Genomic DNA, 17,297 nt, shown 5'->3' on the forward strand with positions numbered 1-17,297 from the left:
CGGTTCTTAAATGCTGGTGGGAAACCAATGTGGGTGGGGATGGGAGCCGGTGATCGTTTTGTGGATTACCAACAATACAAAGATGGGGAAGCCATGGACCCTATATAAGGGTAAAATTCTTATTTGAAGAATTAGGTGGAATCCGAAATGGATATAGGTGATTTTACTAGGAGAGATGAAAAAGTGGCTTTCGCTGCTTGTATACGCCTCTTTTTTCAGAGTTATAATGCGTCAAGAAAGTTGCTGCATACTGTTCCTGCCAAGGAGGCCGCTTTCGACGCTTACTTTGGCCAACTGATGCATGAGCAAAATCCCATTTAATTCATGCTCATGGTGCCATTGCTTATAAAACATCAAAGGCCCAGGTTTAATAACCTGAGCCTTTGCCTTTGACTATTGGCTGAAGAAGGTTCGTGTGATAGTGAGTATGGTTCTTCGCCAAGCAAAAATCTGGTTGGGACTATTCGTAGGAAAACTGAAAATTGAGGCCGAATAATTCATTTAAATCGAGTCCTGTTTTTATAAGGGCCGTATTGTTTTTTGAGACGTTCCACTGGATGTGAAATTCCTTGTTTCGGTTGTCGGCAAGCAGCTTGCAGAGGTCGAAAAGCATCTTCAGGGTAGGGGTATTGAGTGCGTCCAATGTGAGTTCTATCATGATCACATTGTGATTGTTCAGGTCATTTTCAAATGCTTCTAAAACTTGATTAAAGCAGCTTTCAATTGCAGGGTGGTTGATCATGCCCTGAATTTCTAATCGCCCATTTTCATATTGAATGAAAGGGTACATTAGTTTGTCTACATTGAATAGAGGACTAAACGTATTTGAAGCTAAATTCTGGATTGCTAAATTCATTGCTGGTGGATTTTATGATTCTAATTTGATATTGGTTGAGAATTCGGCAATCAAGCGTAAGTCAAAGGTGTGCATCTTCAAGCTTTTATAATAGGGTATTTTTCTTATTCTGAAAAATAGGTATTACGCTTACTCGTATAGGTACTACTCCTAGTAGCTCACCTTGTAGTTTAAATAAAAAAGGCCTTGAGAGTGCTCTCAAGGCCTTTTAATTCTGTTTGAATTAAGATTTACTTTTTAATAACTCTGAACACCTTGCGGTCATCAGGAAGTTCTATAAACAGTTGGTAGACGCCTGATCCGTGAGCGCTAAGGTCGATTTCAACAGCTTGTGCCCCTAGTGCATGCTCTTGATCATGGATGATACGTCCATTCATGTCCACTATCTGTACTTTTCCAGATGGGATGGTCACATTGGACTGAATGCGTATAACATCCTGAGTAGGGTTCGGATACAAAGACCAGGTAATCTTTTGACTGTCTAGTACCAGATAAATGATTTCCGAGTAAGCATTTTTCCCATCTATGTCTACCTCTTTTAAGCGGTAGAAGTTGTAGCCTTTGATCGCACTGGAGTGAATGAAATTGTACACATTGATGCGTTCGGATATATTCACTGCGTCTTCTACCCCGATAGCACTCCAGTTTTCTCCATCGGTGCTATGCTCTACCTCAAAGTGACTCACATTGATTTCATTGGTAGTTTCCCAGGTGAGTAATACATTTTCTCCACGTGCAGAAGCTACAAAACTCAAGAAGTCTAGTGGAAGTGGCACGTCCGACCCATCGAGTACGTTAGGAGTACCATCACTGTCTCTATCCGGTTGACCACTTACCGCACCATACGATTGTCCGCTTTGATCCGTGTCAAACAAGTTGATGATTCCGTCATTGTCATCATCAAAGTAGAAAGCACTTTGAGGATCTAATAAGTTAGGAATTCCGTCACCATCGCTATCGTCCAGGTAATCCGGCGTGCCATTAGCAGGGCTAATGTCTGCGGTAGAGTAGGTGTTACCACTGCCAGTAGTGGCATTGTAATCGCTTACACGAGATGCATAGGACGACTGGTGTGCGTTAGGAGCCTGCTCATAGAATCCTTCGTAGAAATCAGGGTTGCCATCGTCTTCCGAGTCAGTATCTATGTAATCTGGCCCATCTGCAGCGTCGGTGTTTGGTACAGGCAGTGCCGTTCCTCCATTATCACTATCTACAGTGTTTCCAAGTCCGTCACCATCGGTATCACCAAAGGCATCAAGCATTCCGTCACCATTCGCATCGTTTCCTCCTGCCTCTAGCAAGTCAGAGATTCCATCACTGTCACTATCCAAATCCAGGAAGTCGAGTATTCCATCGCCATCTGTATCCGGCAGAGGGAATGAGGTAACTGTTCCGGCATCTGCTCCATCGGCCAGGCCATCATTGTCAGCATCTGGGGCTGTTTCAGGGTATTGGCCATTGTCAGACTGTCCTGCAGGCAATGTGCCGCCATTTCCTTCAATACCATCAGGAATTCCGTCATTATCACTATCCAGATCAAAGAAGTTTGGAATGCCATCGCCATCAGCATCTACCTGATCATCTACACCATTGCCATCTGCATCCGTAAACCCTGTAGCGTCGCTATCCCTGAAGTTAAATATGCCGTCATTGTCATTGTCATCAAATGGTCCGGTACCACCTCCATAGTCTACACCCGGAGCTTCCTGAGCATCGGTGATGCCATCATTGTCACTATCCAGGTCTATACCGTCGGCTTCACCATCACCATCTATGTCATTGAAGTAAAGGTAATCAGGCGTGGCTCCACCACCTTGTGTTTTGTCGTTGTAGTAATTGCCATCTGCTCCACCGCCAGAACCATCAGAGGTGTCTTCAGCTGAAGTGTCTATGCCATCACTATCATCTTCATCATCTCTCCAGTCTGGAATGCCATCACCGTCTGTGTCTTGTATGGTTGCTTTTGATCCTTTGGTGTTGTTTACGCCACTACCTGAGTAGTTGTCAAACAACCTGCCGAGACCATCACCGTCGATATCATTACCATAACCTGATTCATCAGTCAAACTACCATCCTGATCACTGTCCAGGTCGCTGTATCCATTTTTGTTCGCATCAAACCCTTCTACTTCATCTAGCACATTGTCATCATCACTGTCGGTGTCCAGGTAATCATCGGTGCCATCACCATCTGTATCTACAGGTGTAGCTATAGCCGTGCCTCCATTGTTACCATCGTAGACATCTTTCAGGCCATCGCCATCGGTATCGGTAGTGGTAGGAGCTATGTAGCCGGCTGACGTCTGACCTTCCCGATTATCCGTGATGCCGTCATCGTCTGAGTCCAGATCGAGGAAGTCTGCCAGTCCATCACCATCTGTATCTGTAGGAGCGGAGGAGTTGTATGAGATACCGTCTATTTGCATATTGCCAGAAGTTCTGGCGGTAAGCTCAAAGCGTAGGTACCTTGCATCTGCTGCTAATTCATAGTAGAAGAACTGACTCACATCTAAGTGGGTGTCTAGCGTAAAGTCTGTGTCATTGTTATACAAAACATTATTATTGGATTCAGTGACGGTCATGGTTTTGGAAGATGCGTTGTTTCTTATCCTCATTTTCACTGCCACGATGGTTCCTTCAGAAAGGGTAGAACCCAGGTCAAGGGTAATTATATCTGCCGTCACTACACCGGTGTTGTTGAAAGCTGCCCACGAATTGTCAGGAAGACCTTCCGCACGTGTCGCATTGTTCACTGACCCTGATTCAGAGTTTAAGGTAGAAACTGGTGAATTCAAATTGTCATCTGCACCATCGGAATTGGTGTCGGTAAATGAGTCCAATCGACCATCTCCATCCGCATCGCTATTTCCAACTTCCACTAAATCCGGGATTCCGTCATCGTCACTATCGAGATCAAAGAAGTTAGGAACGCCATCCAGGTCCTGATCATATCGATCATCCACGCCATCCCCATTGGAGTCCGTATATCCAGGTAGGTCACTATCCAAATAGTTAAAGGTTCCGTCTTGATCCAGGTCGCTAAGTGCATCATAGATTACTCCCGGAGATTCGTCACTATTTAGGATTCCGTCGTTATCAGCATCCAGGTCTGCGCTGTTGATAATCCCATCGCCATCGTTGTCCGGACTGTAGAGATAATCAGGTACTGTTCTGCCTCCCTGAGTAAAGTCATCGGTCCAGTCAAGGTTGCTATTGTTGTCTTCAGTGTCAGTGTTGATCCCGTCTCCATCGTCATCCGTATCTCTAAAGTCTCTGATGCCATCTCCATCAGTATCTCCCAAAGTAGCACTAGTGCCTGAGATGTTTGCTATGGATCCTTTTCCAGAAACATTGTCGAAAATATAGGAAATGCCGTCAGCGTCTACATCTGAAGCGTATCCGGTTTCATCAGTAGGGTCGTTGTTGCTATCGCTATCCCAATCTCCAAAACCGTTCAGATCGCTATCCCAGGCTTCCACCACATCAGGGATGTTGTCATCATCAGAGTCGGTATCGATGTAATCTTCGTTTCCATCTCCGTCCGTATCGATAGGAGTAATGGCATTGCCTACTGCAACATCTTCATCATATACATCAAGTATACCATCTCCATCACTGTCAGTAAGCACAGGTGCTGTATAATCAGCATTTGTTTGTGCTTCGATATTGTCAGGAATACCATCAGCATCGGCATCCAGGTCCAGGTGATCTTCAATGCCATCTGAGTCAGTGTCGGGAGGTGTAATCGGCGAGCCGCTACTTGGGTTTGAAATTGTCCAGTTAACTTCCGTATTTGAAATACAAGAAGAATTTCCAGAACATATGGCATCAACGCCACCACCTGTTGTCATCGTTATCGACACCGTACCATCATTATTGAAAGTGTTCCAGTTTGCCTGTGAAATTGTAATGCTAAAATTTAACGTCTCACAGTCAGCAGCACCTGGGTTATCAGAATCAGTTCTGTCGTAAGTACCAAGGTTTACCGACCCTTCTCCAGTCAGCGTAAATGATTCACCAGCTTGCGGTCCATAGTCCCCCACAAGTGTGAAAGAAAGTGTGGCATCAGCATTGGCATCAACTGTAGAAACAGAAAAGCTCAAGTTGTGCGTTGGGTCTGCGGATGAAATACATTCATCAGCAAAAGAGCTTGATAGACTAAGTGGACCTGATTCTCGATTGTCATCAAGACCGTTTCCATTTACATCTGTAATTCCACTCCCTTCATCCAGGGTGCCATCTTTGTCGGCATCAGTCAAACCAAATTCGATTACATCTGCTATACCATCATTGTCACTATCCCGATCAATGTAATCAGGAGTGCCATCCAGGTCTTTATCAAACTGATCGATCGTGCCATCGCCATTTAAGTCTGTAAATCCGGTGGTATTAATCCCACCAGTGTCTGTATCCGCACTATTAGCAATGCCATCCCCATCTATATCGGTGTCCTCAAAATTGAGGAAGCCATCTCCATCCAGGTCTCCATTCGGATCAATACCTGTTCCACCATCTTCAGCAGTGTTGGCTACACCGTCATTGTCCGCATCAAGGTCGTCGGCATTCGCAATGCCATCATCGTCAAAGTCTGTATCTCCGTAGAGGTAATCAGGAATAATGCCGTTTGGATCGTCATTGAAATCTGTATAATCGGCTGGATCATTTGTATCTATTCCATCATTGTCATCATCCAAATCTTGAAAATCCCAGGTGCCGTCTTTGTCAGTATCCTGTACGGCTGATGATGATCCGGTGACATTGTTGTCTCCGACGCTTGATACATTGTCAAAAATGTCTAACAAGCCGTCCGCATCAGTATCTGTATTGTATCCGGCATCATCGAAGTTTCCATCAGTGTCTGCGTCCCAATCTCCATAGGAGTCTTTGTTGGCATTGTCACCTTCTGTTTGATCGTTGACTCCATCACCATCTGAATCATCATCCAGATAATCAGGATTAGCATCACCGTCGGTATTTACCGGCGTGATCAGCGAACCTCCTGCATTCGGGTCAAAGGCATCGTCTAATCCGTCTCCATCACTGTCTACCCCTGATAGACTGATTAATGTAGCTTTTGTCTGGCTTTCGTAGAGATCTACGACTCCATCATTGTCACTATCGATATCCAAATAATCAGGCTTTACAGCATCAGCAGGCTCAGTTCCAGTATCTGAATTAACAGGAGTAATCGGCGAAACGGCCCCATTTACCACGGTGCCTAAATAGCCGTCTTGTGTGTCGTTGAGGCCATCTCCGTCTGTATCTGTAAAACCATCGATGGTGCCAGTGGCAGCATCAGCAGTTTCACCAAATTCGATCACGTCTACTATGCCGTCATTGTCACTGTCAATATCTCGGAAATTTTTATTGCCATCTCCATCTGTGTCTAGTAGGGTGTACGGGTTGGCTTCTACAAAATCACTGAACCCATCTCCGTTTTTATCATAATCATAAACATTGTCGATTCCGTCACCATCAGTATCATTTCCACCTGTGTAGGTCACGTCAAATTGATCATCAATTCCATCACCATCTGCGTCAGTGCCTCCAGTTTCGTCCACATCCACATTGGCCGGGATTCCATCTTGATCGATATCTAGTAAGTCGTCTACTATACCATCATTATCGCCATCGGTACCACCAGCCTCTATAATGTCTGGTAATCCATCATTATCACTGTCTAGATCTCGTGAATTTGGAATACCATCACCATCCGTATCTACTCCTGAAATAGGAACTCCTCCTGAGTCAGGGTCCACGATATCTGCCAATCCATCTCCGTCAGCGTCTGAAGCATAGCCATCAATAAGTCCATCGCCGTTAGAATCGTCACCTCCGTTTTCCGTTGCATCGGTAACGCCATCATTGTCACTGTCCAGATCCTGGTAATTTGGAATGCCATCTGAGTCAGAATCAACAATAGCTAACTGTGTTCCTCCATTATCTGTGTCAAACAAGTCGGCAAGGCCGTCATTGTCAGAGTCGGTAAGTACGTCGGCTCTACCGTCACCATCACTATCTGTACCACCAGCTTCTGTTAAATCTGTGATGCCATCATTGTCACTATCTATATCCAGAAAATCTGCCACTCCGTCACTGTCGGTATCGCCAGGGGAGAGGCAATTGATCGTTGATTGCGTATTACCAGATGGTGTTGTGCCGTTTCTCGTTAGGAATATTTTATCCAATTCTGCACCATCTTCACGGTATCCAATACGAAGCGTATGTTGGCCAGCACTCAACGTATAAGACACAGTTGTGGCACCATTGTCAGTATCATGAAGCTGGTCCCATGCAAAATCTGTGGTTCCTCCATTGATGTTATTGAACTTGGTGGTGTCAGTGTCATTGTCCATTGCCACCCAGAAAGAATCATCTCCACCATTGGCTGTACGTGCCAGAAACCACACATCGAATGTGCCTGCGGTGCAAATCGAAAATGTGTAAGTCAAATAGTCATCATTATTGATTGGAGGATTGTTGATAGTGGTGCCCGATGGATATTCCACATAAGTGCCATTGGAAGCATCCGCATCTCCTGTCACAGTTGTCCAATTTCCACCATAGGAATGACATTCGGCTTCCAGGTAAAACTCGTCGTAGCAATCTACCTGCCCGTCACCATCAGAATCGGTTCCTCCCGCTTCTACCAGGTCAGGAATCCCGTCATTGTCAGAGTCTGCATCTCTAAAATCGGGCACTCCATCACCATCTGCATCATAGACATCATAGACACCATCTCCATTGGCATCCGCCGTGCTGGTCAATACTCCGGTTACCGCTGGGTCGTCCGTATCTTTGTAGTTTGGTATACCGTCACCGTCTTCATCGCCATCAGGGTTTACAGCTTGTCCTCCGTTTTCTGCACTGTCAGGGATGCCGTCATTGTCTGAGTCACCATCGTTGATATCAGTAATGTTATCATTGTCATAGTCTCCATTAAAGAGGTAATTAGGTACGGTGCTTCCACCTTCCTGACCTTGAGTTTGATCATCCTGATAGTTTCCATTGGCATTGCTGTCTTCATTTTCCGTGAGGGTTCCATCTGCATCATCGTCTGTGTCTCTAAAGTCGAGTTGATCGAGTCCATCAGTATTTTGAAGTGCTGCGTTAGAACCGGTTGCGTTCCCTGCATCGCCTAGCGTAACCGTATCAAATGCATCAGCAAGTCCGTCACCATCGGTGTCAGTGGTCATATTTGCTTCGTCTGCAGTTCCGCTTTGGTTGGTATCCCAGTCTCCAAATCCGTTAATGTTTGCGTCATGACCTTCTATCAGGTCACTTACATTGTCATTGTCACTGTCGTCATCCAAATAATCAGGAAAATCTAATCCGTCAGTGTTGACTGGGGTTATGAGTACACCTCCGTTGTTAGGGTCGAACGCATCATCAATTCCATCACCATCAGAATCTAATCCGGAAGGGGTAACCAAAGCCGCAGTAGTTTGGCTTTCGATCAAATCCACAATGCCGTCTCCGTCACTATCAATATCGATGTAGTCTTTTATTCCATCTCCATCACTATCTGGGTTGCTAAGGGTAGAACTTCCTCCGCTGGCAGCAGGAGAGGAGTCGATGTAATTCATTAACCCGTCGTTATCAGGATCATTTAGTGTGAACTGTCCTGTAGTTTGATCCATTCCATTTGGAAGTGATCCGCCGTAAGCTTCTACAGCATCCCAGATGCCATCGTTGTCCGAATCCAGATCTAAAAAGTCAGGAATTCCATCACGGTCAGTATCATACTCATCAAAAACGCCATCTCCATTTACGTCTGTAAATCCACCTGCCAAATCAGGATCCCGGTAGTTTGGAATCCCGTCATTGTCATGATCCTGACTGGGATCATAGGCCTGACCATTACTTTCTTCAGCATCAGAGATACCATCATTGTCAGAATCTGTATCATCTTTATCAGCTATACTGTCGCCATCATAGTCACCGCGGAAAAGATAATCAGGTACGGTAGCAGATGCTCCCTGGCCCTCTGTAAAATCGTCGCTCCAGTTATTGTTGGTATTTACATCTTCTCCGGATGTAAGTGAACCGTCATTGTCATCGTCTGTGTCCTGCCAGTCTTTGAGGTCCGCACCGTCTGTATTTTGTAATGGGGCAGAAGAGCCTACGATATTGGTAACTCCTGTGGTAGCTACATTATCGTAGATGTCCCATAGCCCGTCTCCATCGGTATCTGTATTGTATCCTGTCTCATCGGTAATGTCGTTGTTACTACCAGTGGCATCCCAGTCACCGTACCCGTTAAAGTCACTGTCCCAACCTTCTATCTGGTCTCGAACGCCATCTCCATCTGCATCTGTATCTGCATAATCAGCGTCACCGTCACCATCAGTATCGACAGTGGTCAGTAATGTGCCATCGATTTGGGGATCATAAATATCCAAAAGTCCATTACCGTTGGTATCACCCGCAACTATAGCAATGGTCGAGTCACTTCTCTGTGCTTCTATGTTGTCAGGAATACCATCATTGTCACTGTCTATATCCAGGTAATCAGCCAATGTGCCATCTCCGTCTGTGTCAGGAAGCGACAAAGGAACTACTTCCTGATCATCATTGAGTCCATTGCCATTGTTGTCTGTGTAGTTGGCGATATATCCATTTTCGCCAGCACTACCACCCGCTTCTATCGCGTCGACTATACCGTCATTGTCAGCATCAAGGTCTTTGTAATTCGGTACACCATCTCCATCAGTGTCAGGTATGGACAGGGGAGTTCCCGGCCCACAGCTTGTTGTAATGTCATATGAAATATGGTATAAGTATCGGTCTGTATTTCCATCCGAACGAACCCGAATGTATTCAGCGGCATCAACCAGGATATAGGTGTAATCCGTGGCTGTGGTGCCTCCATCTAATTGTATTTGTGTGCTGTTTGAAAAAGTTGTACCATCCTGCGATTCAAAAAACGTTACATTAAAACCTGTGCCTGTGGCTAAGGCCATATTTATGGTAATGGTCGTACCCCCATTTACCAGATCAGGAAGTTGAAGATCAATGTATGAATCTTCTGTGGCAATATTAGCATAATCGCCGTTTGGAGCTCCTAGAGCATTGGTTGGATTGTTTACTGTCCCACTTGTGTTAGCGCCGATGGCATACGTGGTAAACGTGCTGGAGGTACCATCACAAGTGTTGTCATAGGCATCACAAATTCCATTATGGTTTAGATCTAATGGATAGGCGTCATTCACATCAAAGATATGAGTTGGATTTTGACTGGTTGAGGTATTTCCGTCTCCAAAGTCCCATGAATAACTTGCAATACTGCCTCCAAGAAAATCTTGAGCATTTGCAGTAAAATTCACTGTGAAGGGACTTGTTCCTGAACTGGAGGAGATATTTATACCTGATTCAGGAGAAATGTTACAGTTGATTGCCGTACTTCCTTCACCAGTAGGGGTGGTACCTGCTAAGGAAATGTAGAGTTTGTCGATTATTGCATTATCGTCTCGATAAGCAATATCAATGGTGTGAGAACCGGTTGTGTTAAAGTTATAAGTTACAAGGGACTCTCCATTATCCGAATCCCAGAATTGTACCCAATCATAATCCCCGCCTGTGTCCCAGTTATTCCATTTCACATAGGTACCACCGTCAGCTCTTACCCAAAATCCATCAGCAACGTTACTTGCACCACTTACTCTACCATAAACCGTGTAAGTTCCAGTGGTTGCGATATCAAATGTAAATCGAATGCGATCGTTGACACCAGTTGGAGCATTGTCATATGAAGGACCCGCATTGGTTTGTACCGCTTGCTCGTTTGAAGCTAATTCTTCGCTAATTATGTTGAAGTTACTGCCTACTGTGGCGCACTCCGCTTCTAAGTAGAAATTTTCATCGTCATAGGTAAATGCGCCAGTTGAGCCCGTGAAATTTGTGCTCGATCCGGATTCGGATACGGTAACATAACCAGAATGGGTGGTAGTGGCTCCACCATCGTCAGTGACGGTAAGGCTGACTGTATACGCTGATCCACAATCAATGATACCATTATTGTCTGCGTCTACTCCACCTGCTTCTATAACATCAGGAATACCGTCATTATCAGAGTCCTTGTCTCTTCCGTCCGGTATTCCATCCAGATCAAAATCGAAATTATCATTTATACCATCTCCATTGGAATCCACAAATCCAGCCAAGTCAGAATCCAAATAATCTGGAATGCCGTCTCCATCCGTATCAGCATTGAAATCGCCTTCAGAACTGTCTGGAATTCCATCATTGTCATTGTCCTGATCTAATAACACAGAAGTATTGTCACCATCGGAGTTACAGTTATACTGAAATACCACATTTTCCGTGTTGATTTGGTAAAAACCAAAGGACCAGGTGTTTACCAGGTAATCGTCTCCATCTGTCCAGGTGTGTAAAGACGTGTTTGTACCATCTAATTCTATTTCTGGCGTAGCACCTGAAGCAATGTCATCATCATCCCAATAAATTAGGTCGAAGCTGGTAGAGGGACGAACATCCAACATGTTCATGCCTTGATTATTAGCTTCTACGTCCCAAAGAGGAATATGAATAGGGCCAGCTGTAAACCTACCCGAGATGGTAATTTCGGTACCGCTTGGCACAGGGTTTCCATTCCCATCTAGCCCATCCCAAATGATTGTTTCATAGCCTTCAGAAGATATCAGTGCCTCGATGATCACATCCTCTGTCCCTGCCTGATAACCATTGGTGCCATCTAGGTCAACAAGAATGGCAATTTGACCTGTTTGATTGGCTTCAAAGGTGATGGATGCTTCGCCATTTTGGGTTTGAGAGTTGCAGTAAAAATTAGCATTTGTAATGTTCACTGTAGGCAGTACAGTGGTAGGGTACAAGTCAATATCTGGGTTGTTGATGAACATTGGATAGTCAAGCTGACCAATGTCACTTGTTGTACTCATTCGGTCATCCTGGAAATCAGTAATACCGTCACCATTTAAGTCACCGTTTGAGCCATCGGAGCCTTCCGAGTTTGCATAAATTATTATGGAGAATGCTTCAAGGCCTCCCAGGTCTACTTGTTTGATGTAATTACCCTGATTTACTCCATCTATTACCGAAGGAACCTGAGCGTAAAACTTCACCTCATCTGCGAGCACGTTATCCAGGTCTTGTACTGTGAGGTTCCATCGCTTACAATGAAGTCTTCCAGGTTTCTCTTCATTGTTGTCGTAGACGGAAAAGTCCCACAAGTCGTACCAGCTTCTTATGTCAGCATCATTTATTGTTCCATTTTCAATGTCAGTAATAAACTGGGCATGACTGGTATACGTGTAATTATCCTGAATGAATGTAATATAAAAATCCTGATCGCTTCCTGTATCGTTGGTATAACTGAGCGGGGAATATCCTCCACTATTGATGGTGTTGGAATTGTATGTAAACTCAGGGCCATTCAACGAGTTGGCTACGCTGGTGATGATCCCATCGGTGCCCGTGCCTGATGAGGTGTAGGAGGCGTCTAATCTGGCTTGACCATCAAATGTGGCATCTCTTTCAAAAAATACCGCTTGCACAATGTTACCAGCATTGTCATAGATCACCACGGTAAGGTCCTGATTATTACCCTCAGTAGTTGCTTGAGAGTAAGGGTTTACATTGTCATATTTTACAGGGATACGTCGCAAGCCATAATACAAAGTTTCACCAGGAAGCATTCTTACGAATAATCGCTGGTCGGAAGTGGCCGCAGGGTCCAGGAAGTCTCCAGAGAGCTGTGAGTCATGCTCCAGCCAGGCTAACTCGTTGTTATTGCTAGGAGCTCCAAGCCAGGTAGATACAGTATCTCCGTAGTTGGGAGCTAGCGTACGAGAGCCTTCAGCATAACTGCTGATAGCAGCAAACAAACCCAGAATAAAGAATAGAAACTTTGAAGACGAAAAATGTTGAAGACGTCTCTTACACAGGTAGCAAATTGCTGTTATGGCCATGTCAGCAATTGCAGGCGATGAGGTATTCATATGTCGATTCAAATCGAAAAAGTTAGTGATCAAACTTGCCGTAAAGATACGAGCTTTTCATGCAGATAGAATTTATCATCAAGTTCTTTCCAACATGATAATCAGTAATTTAATCGAAAAAAATCTACCTTTTGTCCTATTATAGCTCAATGCGGGATATTAGCCGTTGAACAAGGTCTGGCAAGCCACTAGCTGCGGTTCGTTGAATCTTCTCAATAGGTCTTCGAAAATCGAAATCAGGAATTTTTGGGTCTACCAGGTAGAGGTCAGCATCAGGACGGGCATATTGGATGAGCCCTGCCGCCGGGTACACTACCATAGAAGTACCCACAACGATAACCACATCAGCCTCGCTTACCAACTGAGCAGCCGGCTCGATCATTGGTACAGCTTCCCCGAACCAAACCACATGTGGTCGCAGTTGAAATCCTTTTTCACTCATATCTCCAAGACACAACTCCGTACCTTGAATATCATATATCAGATCTGAATACCTGGAGCATTGGGATTTAAAGAGCTCGCCATGGAGGTGGAGTACATTGAAGGAGCCTGCCTTTTCGTGAAGGTTATCAATGTTTTGGGTAATGATGTGCACCTCAAAATATTTTTCCAGATCTGCCAGTGCGAGGTGTCCGGCATTGGGTTTGGCGTTGATCGCCTGTCTACGCCGCTTGTTGTAAAAATCCAGCACAAGTTCAGGGTTTTTGTGCCATCCATGGGGTGAGGCCACATCCATGATGTCATGCCCCTCCCAAAGTCCTCCGGCATCTCTAAAGGTGCTGATGCCGCTTTCTGCACTGATGCCAGCTCCTGTGAGTACTGCTATCTTTTTCATAAGTTGTCAAGCTAATAGAATTTCACGAAATATAAAGCCGTGACTTTTCAGTAGTTTAAGTTACTTTGTCGAGCGCAAAACAAGATAAAACGAATGGTAAGTTTTTTGACCGTTATTTCTCTGTGGGTAGGGATATTACAAGGAGGATTTGACTGGGTAAGCTTTCTTATGGTGAGGCGAATGAGTGCTCAGGGTAAAACTACGCGGATGGATGCTCGAATCCTGTACCAACATCAGGATGGGAAAATGGTGACTCATCTAAGCGAACCCACTGAAGTGTTTATTTTAAACAATAGGGAAGGGGAATTAGAAGTTTATAATCCCGAGAAAAATTCCGTTTTCAAGACCGTAAATTACGACTACAGTAGTCAGAATAATACCTTTTATTACTTCCTGGGGCAGTCACCTAACATGGGGCTTGAAGCTGTCGGATATAGCTTAGGGGAGTCAACTATAGATGATGGTTTTTTGGTGTCTAAGTGGTTGCCACCTAAAAAGTTAAAGGCAGAAATTTCCTATGTGGAACTCGTTACCAATGGAGATCACCCGGTATTCATGGGGTTCGTAGATGACGAAGAAGTCTATTTCAAGAAAATTTACTTCTATGATTTTGAAAGTTTGAGGGGCATTACTTTCCCCATGTCCATTACTGAAATCGACTACCTGGAAGAGGATTCGATCATCACAAAAACCACGTTCCGGGAATTTCAATTCAATGATCCTGTAGATAGAGAGATACTGGATTTTGAAGTGCCTAAGAATGCTAGCTTAGTAAAATGAGAACGGCAGTATTTGTAGTAGTACTTGGTCTAAGTTTCGTTGCTTTCAGTCAGTCAAAATCCTCTGACTTTGAGCGTGCAGCAAAACAAGAGGAGGTAGTGAAATCACAGAAATTCAAGGGGCTGCTCAAGCTCTATCATGTGGTGTTCTCCGAACAAATCCTAAACGATTGTATTTACGAGCATTCATGTTCGGAGTTTAGCCAGGGAGCATTTGACAGGTTTGGGTTTTTCAAAGCACTGATGCTCACTTGTGATCGTTTATCCAGATGCAACCGTACCACATTAGCGGAAACTTCAAGGTTTAGGTTAACTCCTGAAGGCAAAATTAAAGAGGAGTGGGATGAATATTAAGCTACTCCAGGTGCTATTGCCTGTATTGATTTTTTGTGCTTCGGTAAATGCCCAGGTGTCACGAGATTTTGCTTTCTTAAACCATTTGTCCAACCTGAAGGAATATCGGGAGGCACTGCATTTTGGAGATCAGATGTTGAATTCCAGGATTAGTTGGAGCCAAAGGGATTCTGTGAATTTTTTGTTAGGAAAGTATGCTTATGAACTGAAAGAACTGGATCGCTCGATTGGCTATTTTGATGCTGTTAGCAGTCGATCCACACAGCTGCATACACATGCTATGCTTTTTGGTGGCTTTGAGCTGGCTTATCAAAAAAAATATGCTAATTCCAAAAAGCACTTCCTTTCAGTAACGCCTACAGATAGTGCATTGCAAGAACTTCAGGTGTATGAATTAGCCGGTTTAGCATTGCTTGAGCGAAAATTTGAGACATTTGACAAGTATAGCAGCCGTTTTAGGATGGCCGACTATCGGTTGGTGAATTTTCAAGAGGATATGAGAGGAATCGCTAAGGATATAACAGGTAGACGAACGAAATCACCCTTTCTGGCTGGGCTGATGTCTGCGGTAGTTCCAGGCACAGGGAAATTTTATACAGGACACATTGGTCAGGGCGCTATGGGCCTTGTAGGTGTTGGAGTGCTCGGCCTTCAGGCGTGGGAAGCCTACCGGAAGGATGGAATTGAAAGTCCCAGATTTATAGTTTTTGGATCACTTTTTAGTGTTTTCTATGCAGCCAACATATGGGGCAGCGTAGTAGGAGTTCGGGTAACAGAAATGAGATATAATCAAGACGTAGATGAAGCAATTCTGGTCAATATGCATTTACCTATTCGCTTGCTCCTACGCTAATGCGCAGGTAGGAGATAGCCTCTATGAAGAAGGGGACTATCGTGCTGCTGCTGTCGCATTTGAGTATGAGTATTTCACTGGAGGTAGAGAAAACTATGAGTTGCTGTACCGAAAAGCCATGTGCTACAAGGAATTGGAAGAATATGAGCACGCCTTGAGCATATTGGACCGGATTACCAGTGTAAATGATAATGGGGGTGTCAGTGCTCAACAACTACAATATGAGCGCATAGTGCTTGCTTATCTGATTAAAGATTATCCTAAAGCCCATGCCGAAATCCTTAAATATGAACTCAAGTTTGGAGCGGCGGATAGCCATGTAAATGTCTTCAAGTTCCTGACCTTGTTGAGTCTGGGGCGAATGGGTGAAGCTGATGAGGTACTTCTGACGCTACAAGATCAAGGTGAAATCACTAGCCAGGATCGGGAGCGATTGGCTGCAAGCAACTGGAAGCTAAAAGATCCTCAGAAAGCATACAATCTATCGTTGTTTTTGCCTGGAGTAGGTCAGATGTATGCAGGGCATTTTGGAAGAGGACTGGTTTCTGGAGGAGTGCAGCTTGCCCTGGTTGGCTTTACCGCCTGGCACCTGTATCATGGTTATTTCTTTACAGGAGGAATGACAGGAGCAGCTTTTTTCTATACTTTCTATTTGGGTGGAGCAAGACATGCGCGAGATTTGTCCAATAGGCGCAACGAAAAGTTGAAAGCCTCGATCAAAAAAGAATTCCTAAATCAAACTTTGAGCAAATAAAAAAGAGCGACTGGTACCAGTCGCTCTTTTTATAAATTAAATAGGACTAACTGTTAGTTAGACCACATAAAGAATTTGTCGTTTCCTACGTACTGACTAATGTCTCCTTTGATAGCTCCGACAAGAAGGACGATCCAGTCAATGAAAGGAACAATTCCGAAAATACCGAAGCAGGTAACAATGTAAATCAGTATTAGGCTTCCTTTACCTCCGAGGTATACACGGTGAACACCGATTCCACCAAGTACCCAGGAAAGAGCAAATGCAACCCAAGGGTCTTTGTCTTGTTTGATGGAAGTAGCTCCGAGGATACCTTCAGCTTGAGTAGCTGTGAGATTGAAGTCAACCTGCACAGACTCAGTAAGTACTTGTTCTACTTCAGCATCGTTGATGGTATACTTCGCATTGGAAAATCCCGCAAAAGCAGCCACCATACAAACAATAACTAGCAATGATTTTTTCATGTTGTTAGACAATGTTTAGATTAAAAATTAATCAAACATAGCCATTCATTTCAATTAATCAAATACATAAAGACCAACGTAGGCATTATTTAAAATATAATAATCAACAACAGAATAATAATAATCAAACCACCTACAGAAATGGTGATGTGTTCGTTGTGAGCTACTTTTAGCTCTTTTTTGATTTTCTTGAGCTCTTCCTTTACCTGAGTCTTTTCAAATTGATCCATGGTAGAAGGCTCCATTTGCTGGATTTCACTGATTCTATCTTTGAGGAAGTCCACTCGCATTCTTACTTCCTTTTCCGACTTTTCTGATACATTGTCACTTGTAAGGTTTTCACTTTCATTGGCAAATGCCAGAGAAGAGAAAAAGGTTAGTAGTGCAGTAAGAATTATTGGTTTGGAAATTTTCATGGTTGTAA

9 protein-coding genes are annotated in these 17,297 nt (G+C 44.1%); 4 read left to right on the forward strand and 5 right to left on the reverse strand.

The genetic code is table 11. The features are described from left to right. Positions 1 to 460: 460 nt before the first annotated feature. The 3 genes from C7460_RS19890 to C7460_RS19900 all read right to left on the reverse strand — a co-directional run bounded on the left by C7460_RS19890 (position 461) and on the right by C7460_RS19900 (position 13,669). A complete protein-coding gene (locus tag C7460_RS19890) occupies positions 461 to 856 on the reverse strand; it encodes a SiaC family regulatory phosphoprotein (RefSeq protein ID WP_115869895.1) in 396 nt (131 codons plus the stop codon). Positions 857 to 1,086: 230 nt separating this feature from the next. Beyond that, on the reverse strand, positions 1,087 to 12,834 hold the full coding sequence (locus C7460_RS19895) for a T9SS type A sorting domain-containing protein (protein ID WP_115869896.1): 11,748 nt from the start codon (positions 12,832 to 12,834) through the stop codon (positions 1,087 to 1,089). A 139-nt stretch (positions 12,835 to 12,973) separates the two neighbouring features. Continuing rightward, positions 12,974 to 13,669 carry an SIR2 family NAD-dependent protein deacylase gene (locus C7460_RS19900; RefSeq protein ID WP_115869897.1) on the reverse strand — a complete coding sequence of 232 codons (696 nt, stop codon included), beginning with the start codon at positions 13,667 to 13,669 and terminating at the stop codon, positions 12,974 to 12,976. Positions 13,670 to 13,762: 93 nt separating this feature from the next. Between C7460_RS19900 and C7460_RS19905 the strand changes: the two genes are divergently transcribed. Genes C7460_RS19905 through C7460_RS19920 form a run of 4 tightly spaced genes read left to right on the forward strand, consistent with a single transcriptional unit; the run spans position 13,763 to position 16,409 of the window. Then, the gene (locus C7460_RS19905; RefSeq protein WP_115869898.1) at positions 13,763 to 14,449 is read left to right on the forward strand and encodes a LolA family protein; all 687 of its coding nucleotides are present in this window, start codon (positions 13,763 to 13,765) and stop codon (positions 14,447 to 14,449) included. Beyond that, the gene (yidD, locus tag C7460_RS19910; RefSeq protein WP_115869899.1) at positions 14,446 to 14,802 is read left to right on the forward strand and encodes a membrane protein insertion efficiency factor YidD; all 357 of its coding nucleotides are present in this window, start codon (positions 14,446 to 14,448) and stop codon (positions 14,800 to 14,802) included. The genes C7460_RS19905 and yidD overlap by 4 nt, the downstream gene beginning before the upstream one ends. Beyond that, positions 14,792 to 15,655, forward strand: coding sequence for a hypothetical protein (locus C7460_RS19915; RefSeq protein ID WP_115869900.1), 864 nt, complete (start codon positions 14,792 to 14,794; stop codon positions 15,653 to 15,655). The genes yidD and C7460_RS19915 overlap by 11 nt, the downstream gene beginning before the upstream one ends. After that, positions 15,603 to 16,409 carry a tetratricopeptide repeat protein gene (locus C7460_RS19920; protein ID WP_115869901.1) on the forward strand — a complete coding sequence of 269 codons (807 nt, stop codon included), beginning with the start codon at positions 15,603 to 15,605 and terminating at the stop codon, positions 16,407 to 16,409. Before C7460_RS19915 ends, C7460_RS19920 begins: the two co-directional genes overlap by 53 nt. A 53-nt stretch (positions 16,410 to 16,462) precedes the next feature. Here C7460_RS19920 and C7460_RS19925 read toward each other — a convergent pair whose 3' ends face one another. Continuing rightward, on the reverse strand, positions 16,463 to 16,873 hold the full coding sequence (locus tag C7460_RS19925) for a TM2 domain-containing protein (RefSeq protein ID WP_115869902.1): 411 nt from the start codon (positions 16,871 to 16,873) through the stop codon (positions 16,463 to 16,465). An 89-nt stretch (positions 16,874 to 16,962) separates the two neighbouring features. After that, positions 16,963 to 17,289 carry a hypothetical protein gene (locus C7460_RS19930; protein WP_115869903.1) on the reverse strand — a complete coding sequence of 109 codons (327 nt, stop codon included), beginning with the start codon at positions 17,287 to 17,289 and terminating at the stop codon, positions 16,963 to 16,965. Between the last annotated feature and the right edge of the window lie 8 nt (positions 17,290 to 17,297).

Source organism: Marinoscillum furvescens DSM 4134, assembly GCF_003386095.1.
GTDB classification, from domain to species: Bacteria; Bacteroidota; Bacteroidia; order Cytophagales; family Cyclobacteriaceae; genus Marinoscillum; species Marinoscillum furvescens.

What these genes read in the sequence shown, in the direction of transcription:
- C7460_RS19890 (WP_115869895.1), bottom strand. Translation starts at nt 856, where the DNA reads ATGAATTTAGCAATCCAGAATTTAGCTTCAAATACGTTTAGTCCTCTA.
- C7460_RS19895 (WP_115869896.1), bottom strand. Translation starts at nt 12,834, where the DNA reads ATGAATACCTCATCGCCTGCAATTGCTGACATGGCCATAACAGCAATT.
- C7460_RS19900 (WP_115869897.1), bottom strand. Translation starts at nt 13,669, where the DNA reads ATGAAAAAGATAGCAGTACTCACAGGAGCTGGCATCAGTGCAGAAAGC.
- C7460_RS19905 (WP_115869898.1), top strand. Translation starts at nt 13,763, where the DNA reads ATGGTAAGTTTTTTGACCGTTATTTCTCTGTGGGTAGGGATATTACAA.
- yidD (WP_115869899.1), top strand. Translation starts at nt 14,446, where the DNA reads ATGAGAACGGCAGTATTTGTAGTAGTACTTGGTCTAAGTTTCGTTGCT.
- C7460_RS19915 (WP_115869900.1), top strand. Translation starts at nt 14,792, where the DNA reads ATGAATATTAAGCTACTCCAGGTGCTATTGCCTGTATTGATTTTTTGT.
- C7460_RS19920 (WP_115869901.1), top strand. Translation starts at nt 15,603, where the DNA reads ATGAAGCAATTCTGGTCAATATGCATTTACCTATTCGCTTGCTCCTAC.
- C7460_RS19925 (WP_115869902.1), bottom strand. Translation starts at nt 16,873, where the DNA reads ATGAAAAAATCATTGCTAGTTATTGTTTGTATGGTGGCTGCTTTTGCG.
- C7460_RS19930 (WP_115869903.1), bottom strand. Translation starts at nt 17,289, where the DNA reads ATGAAAATTTCCAAACCAATAATTCTTACTGCACTACTAACCTTTTTC.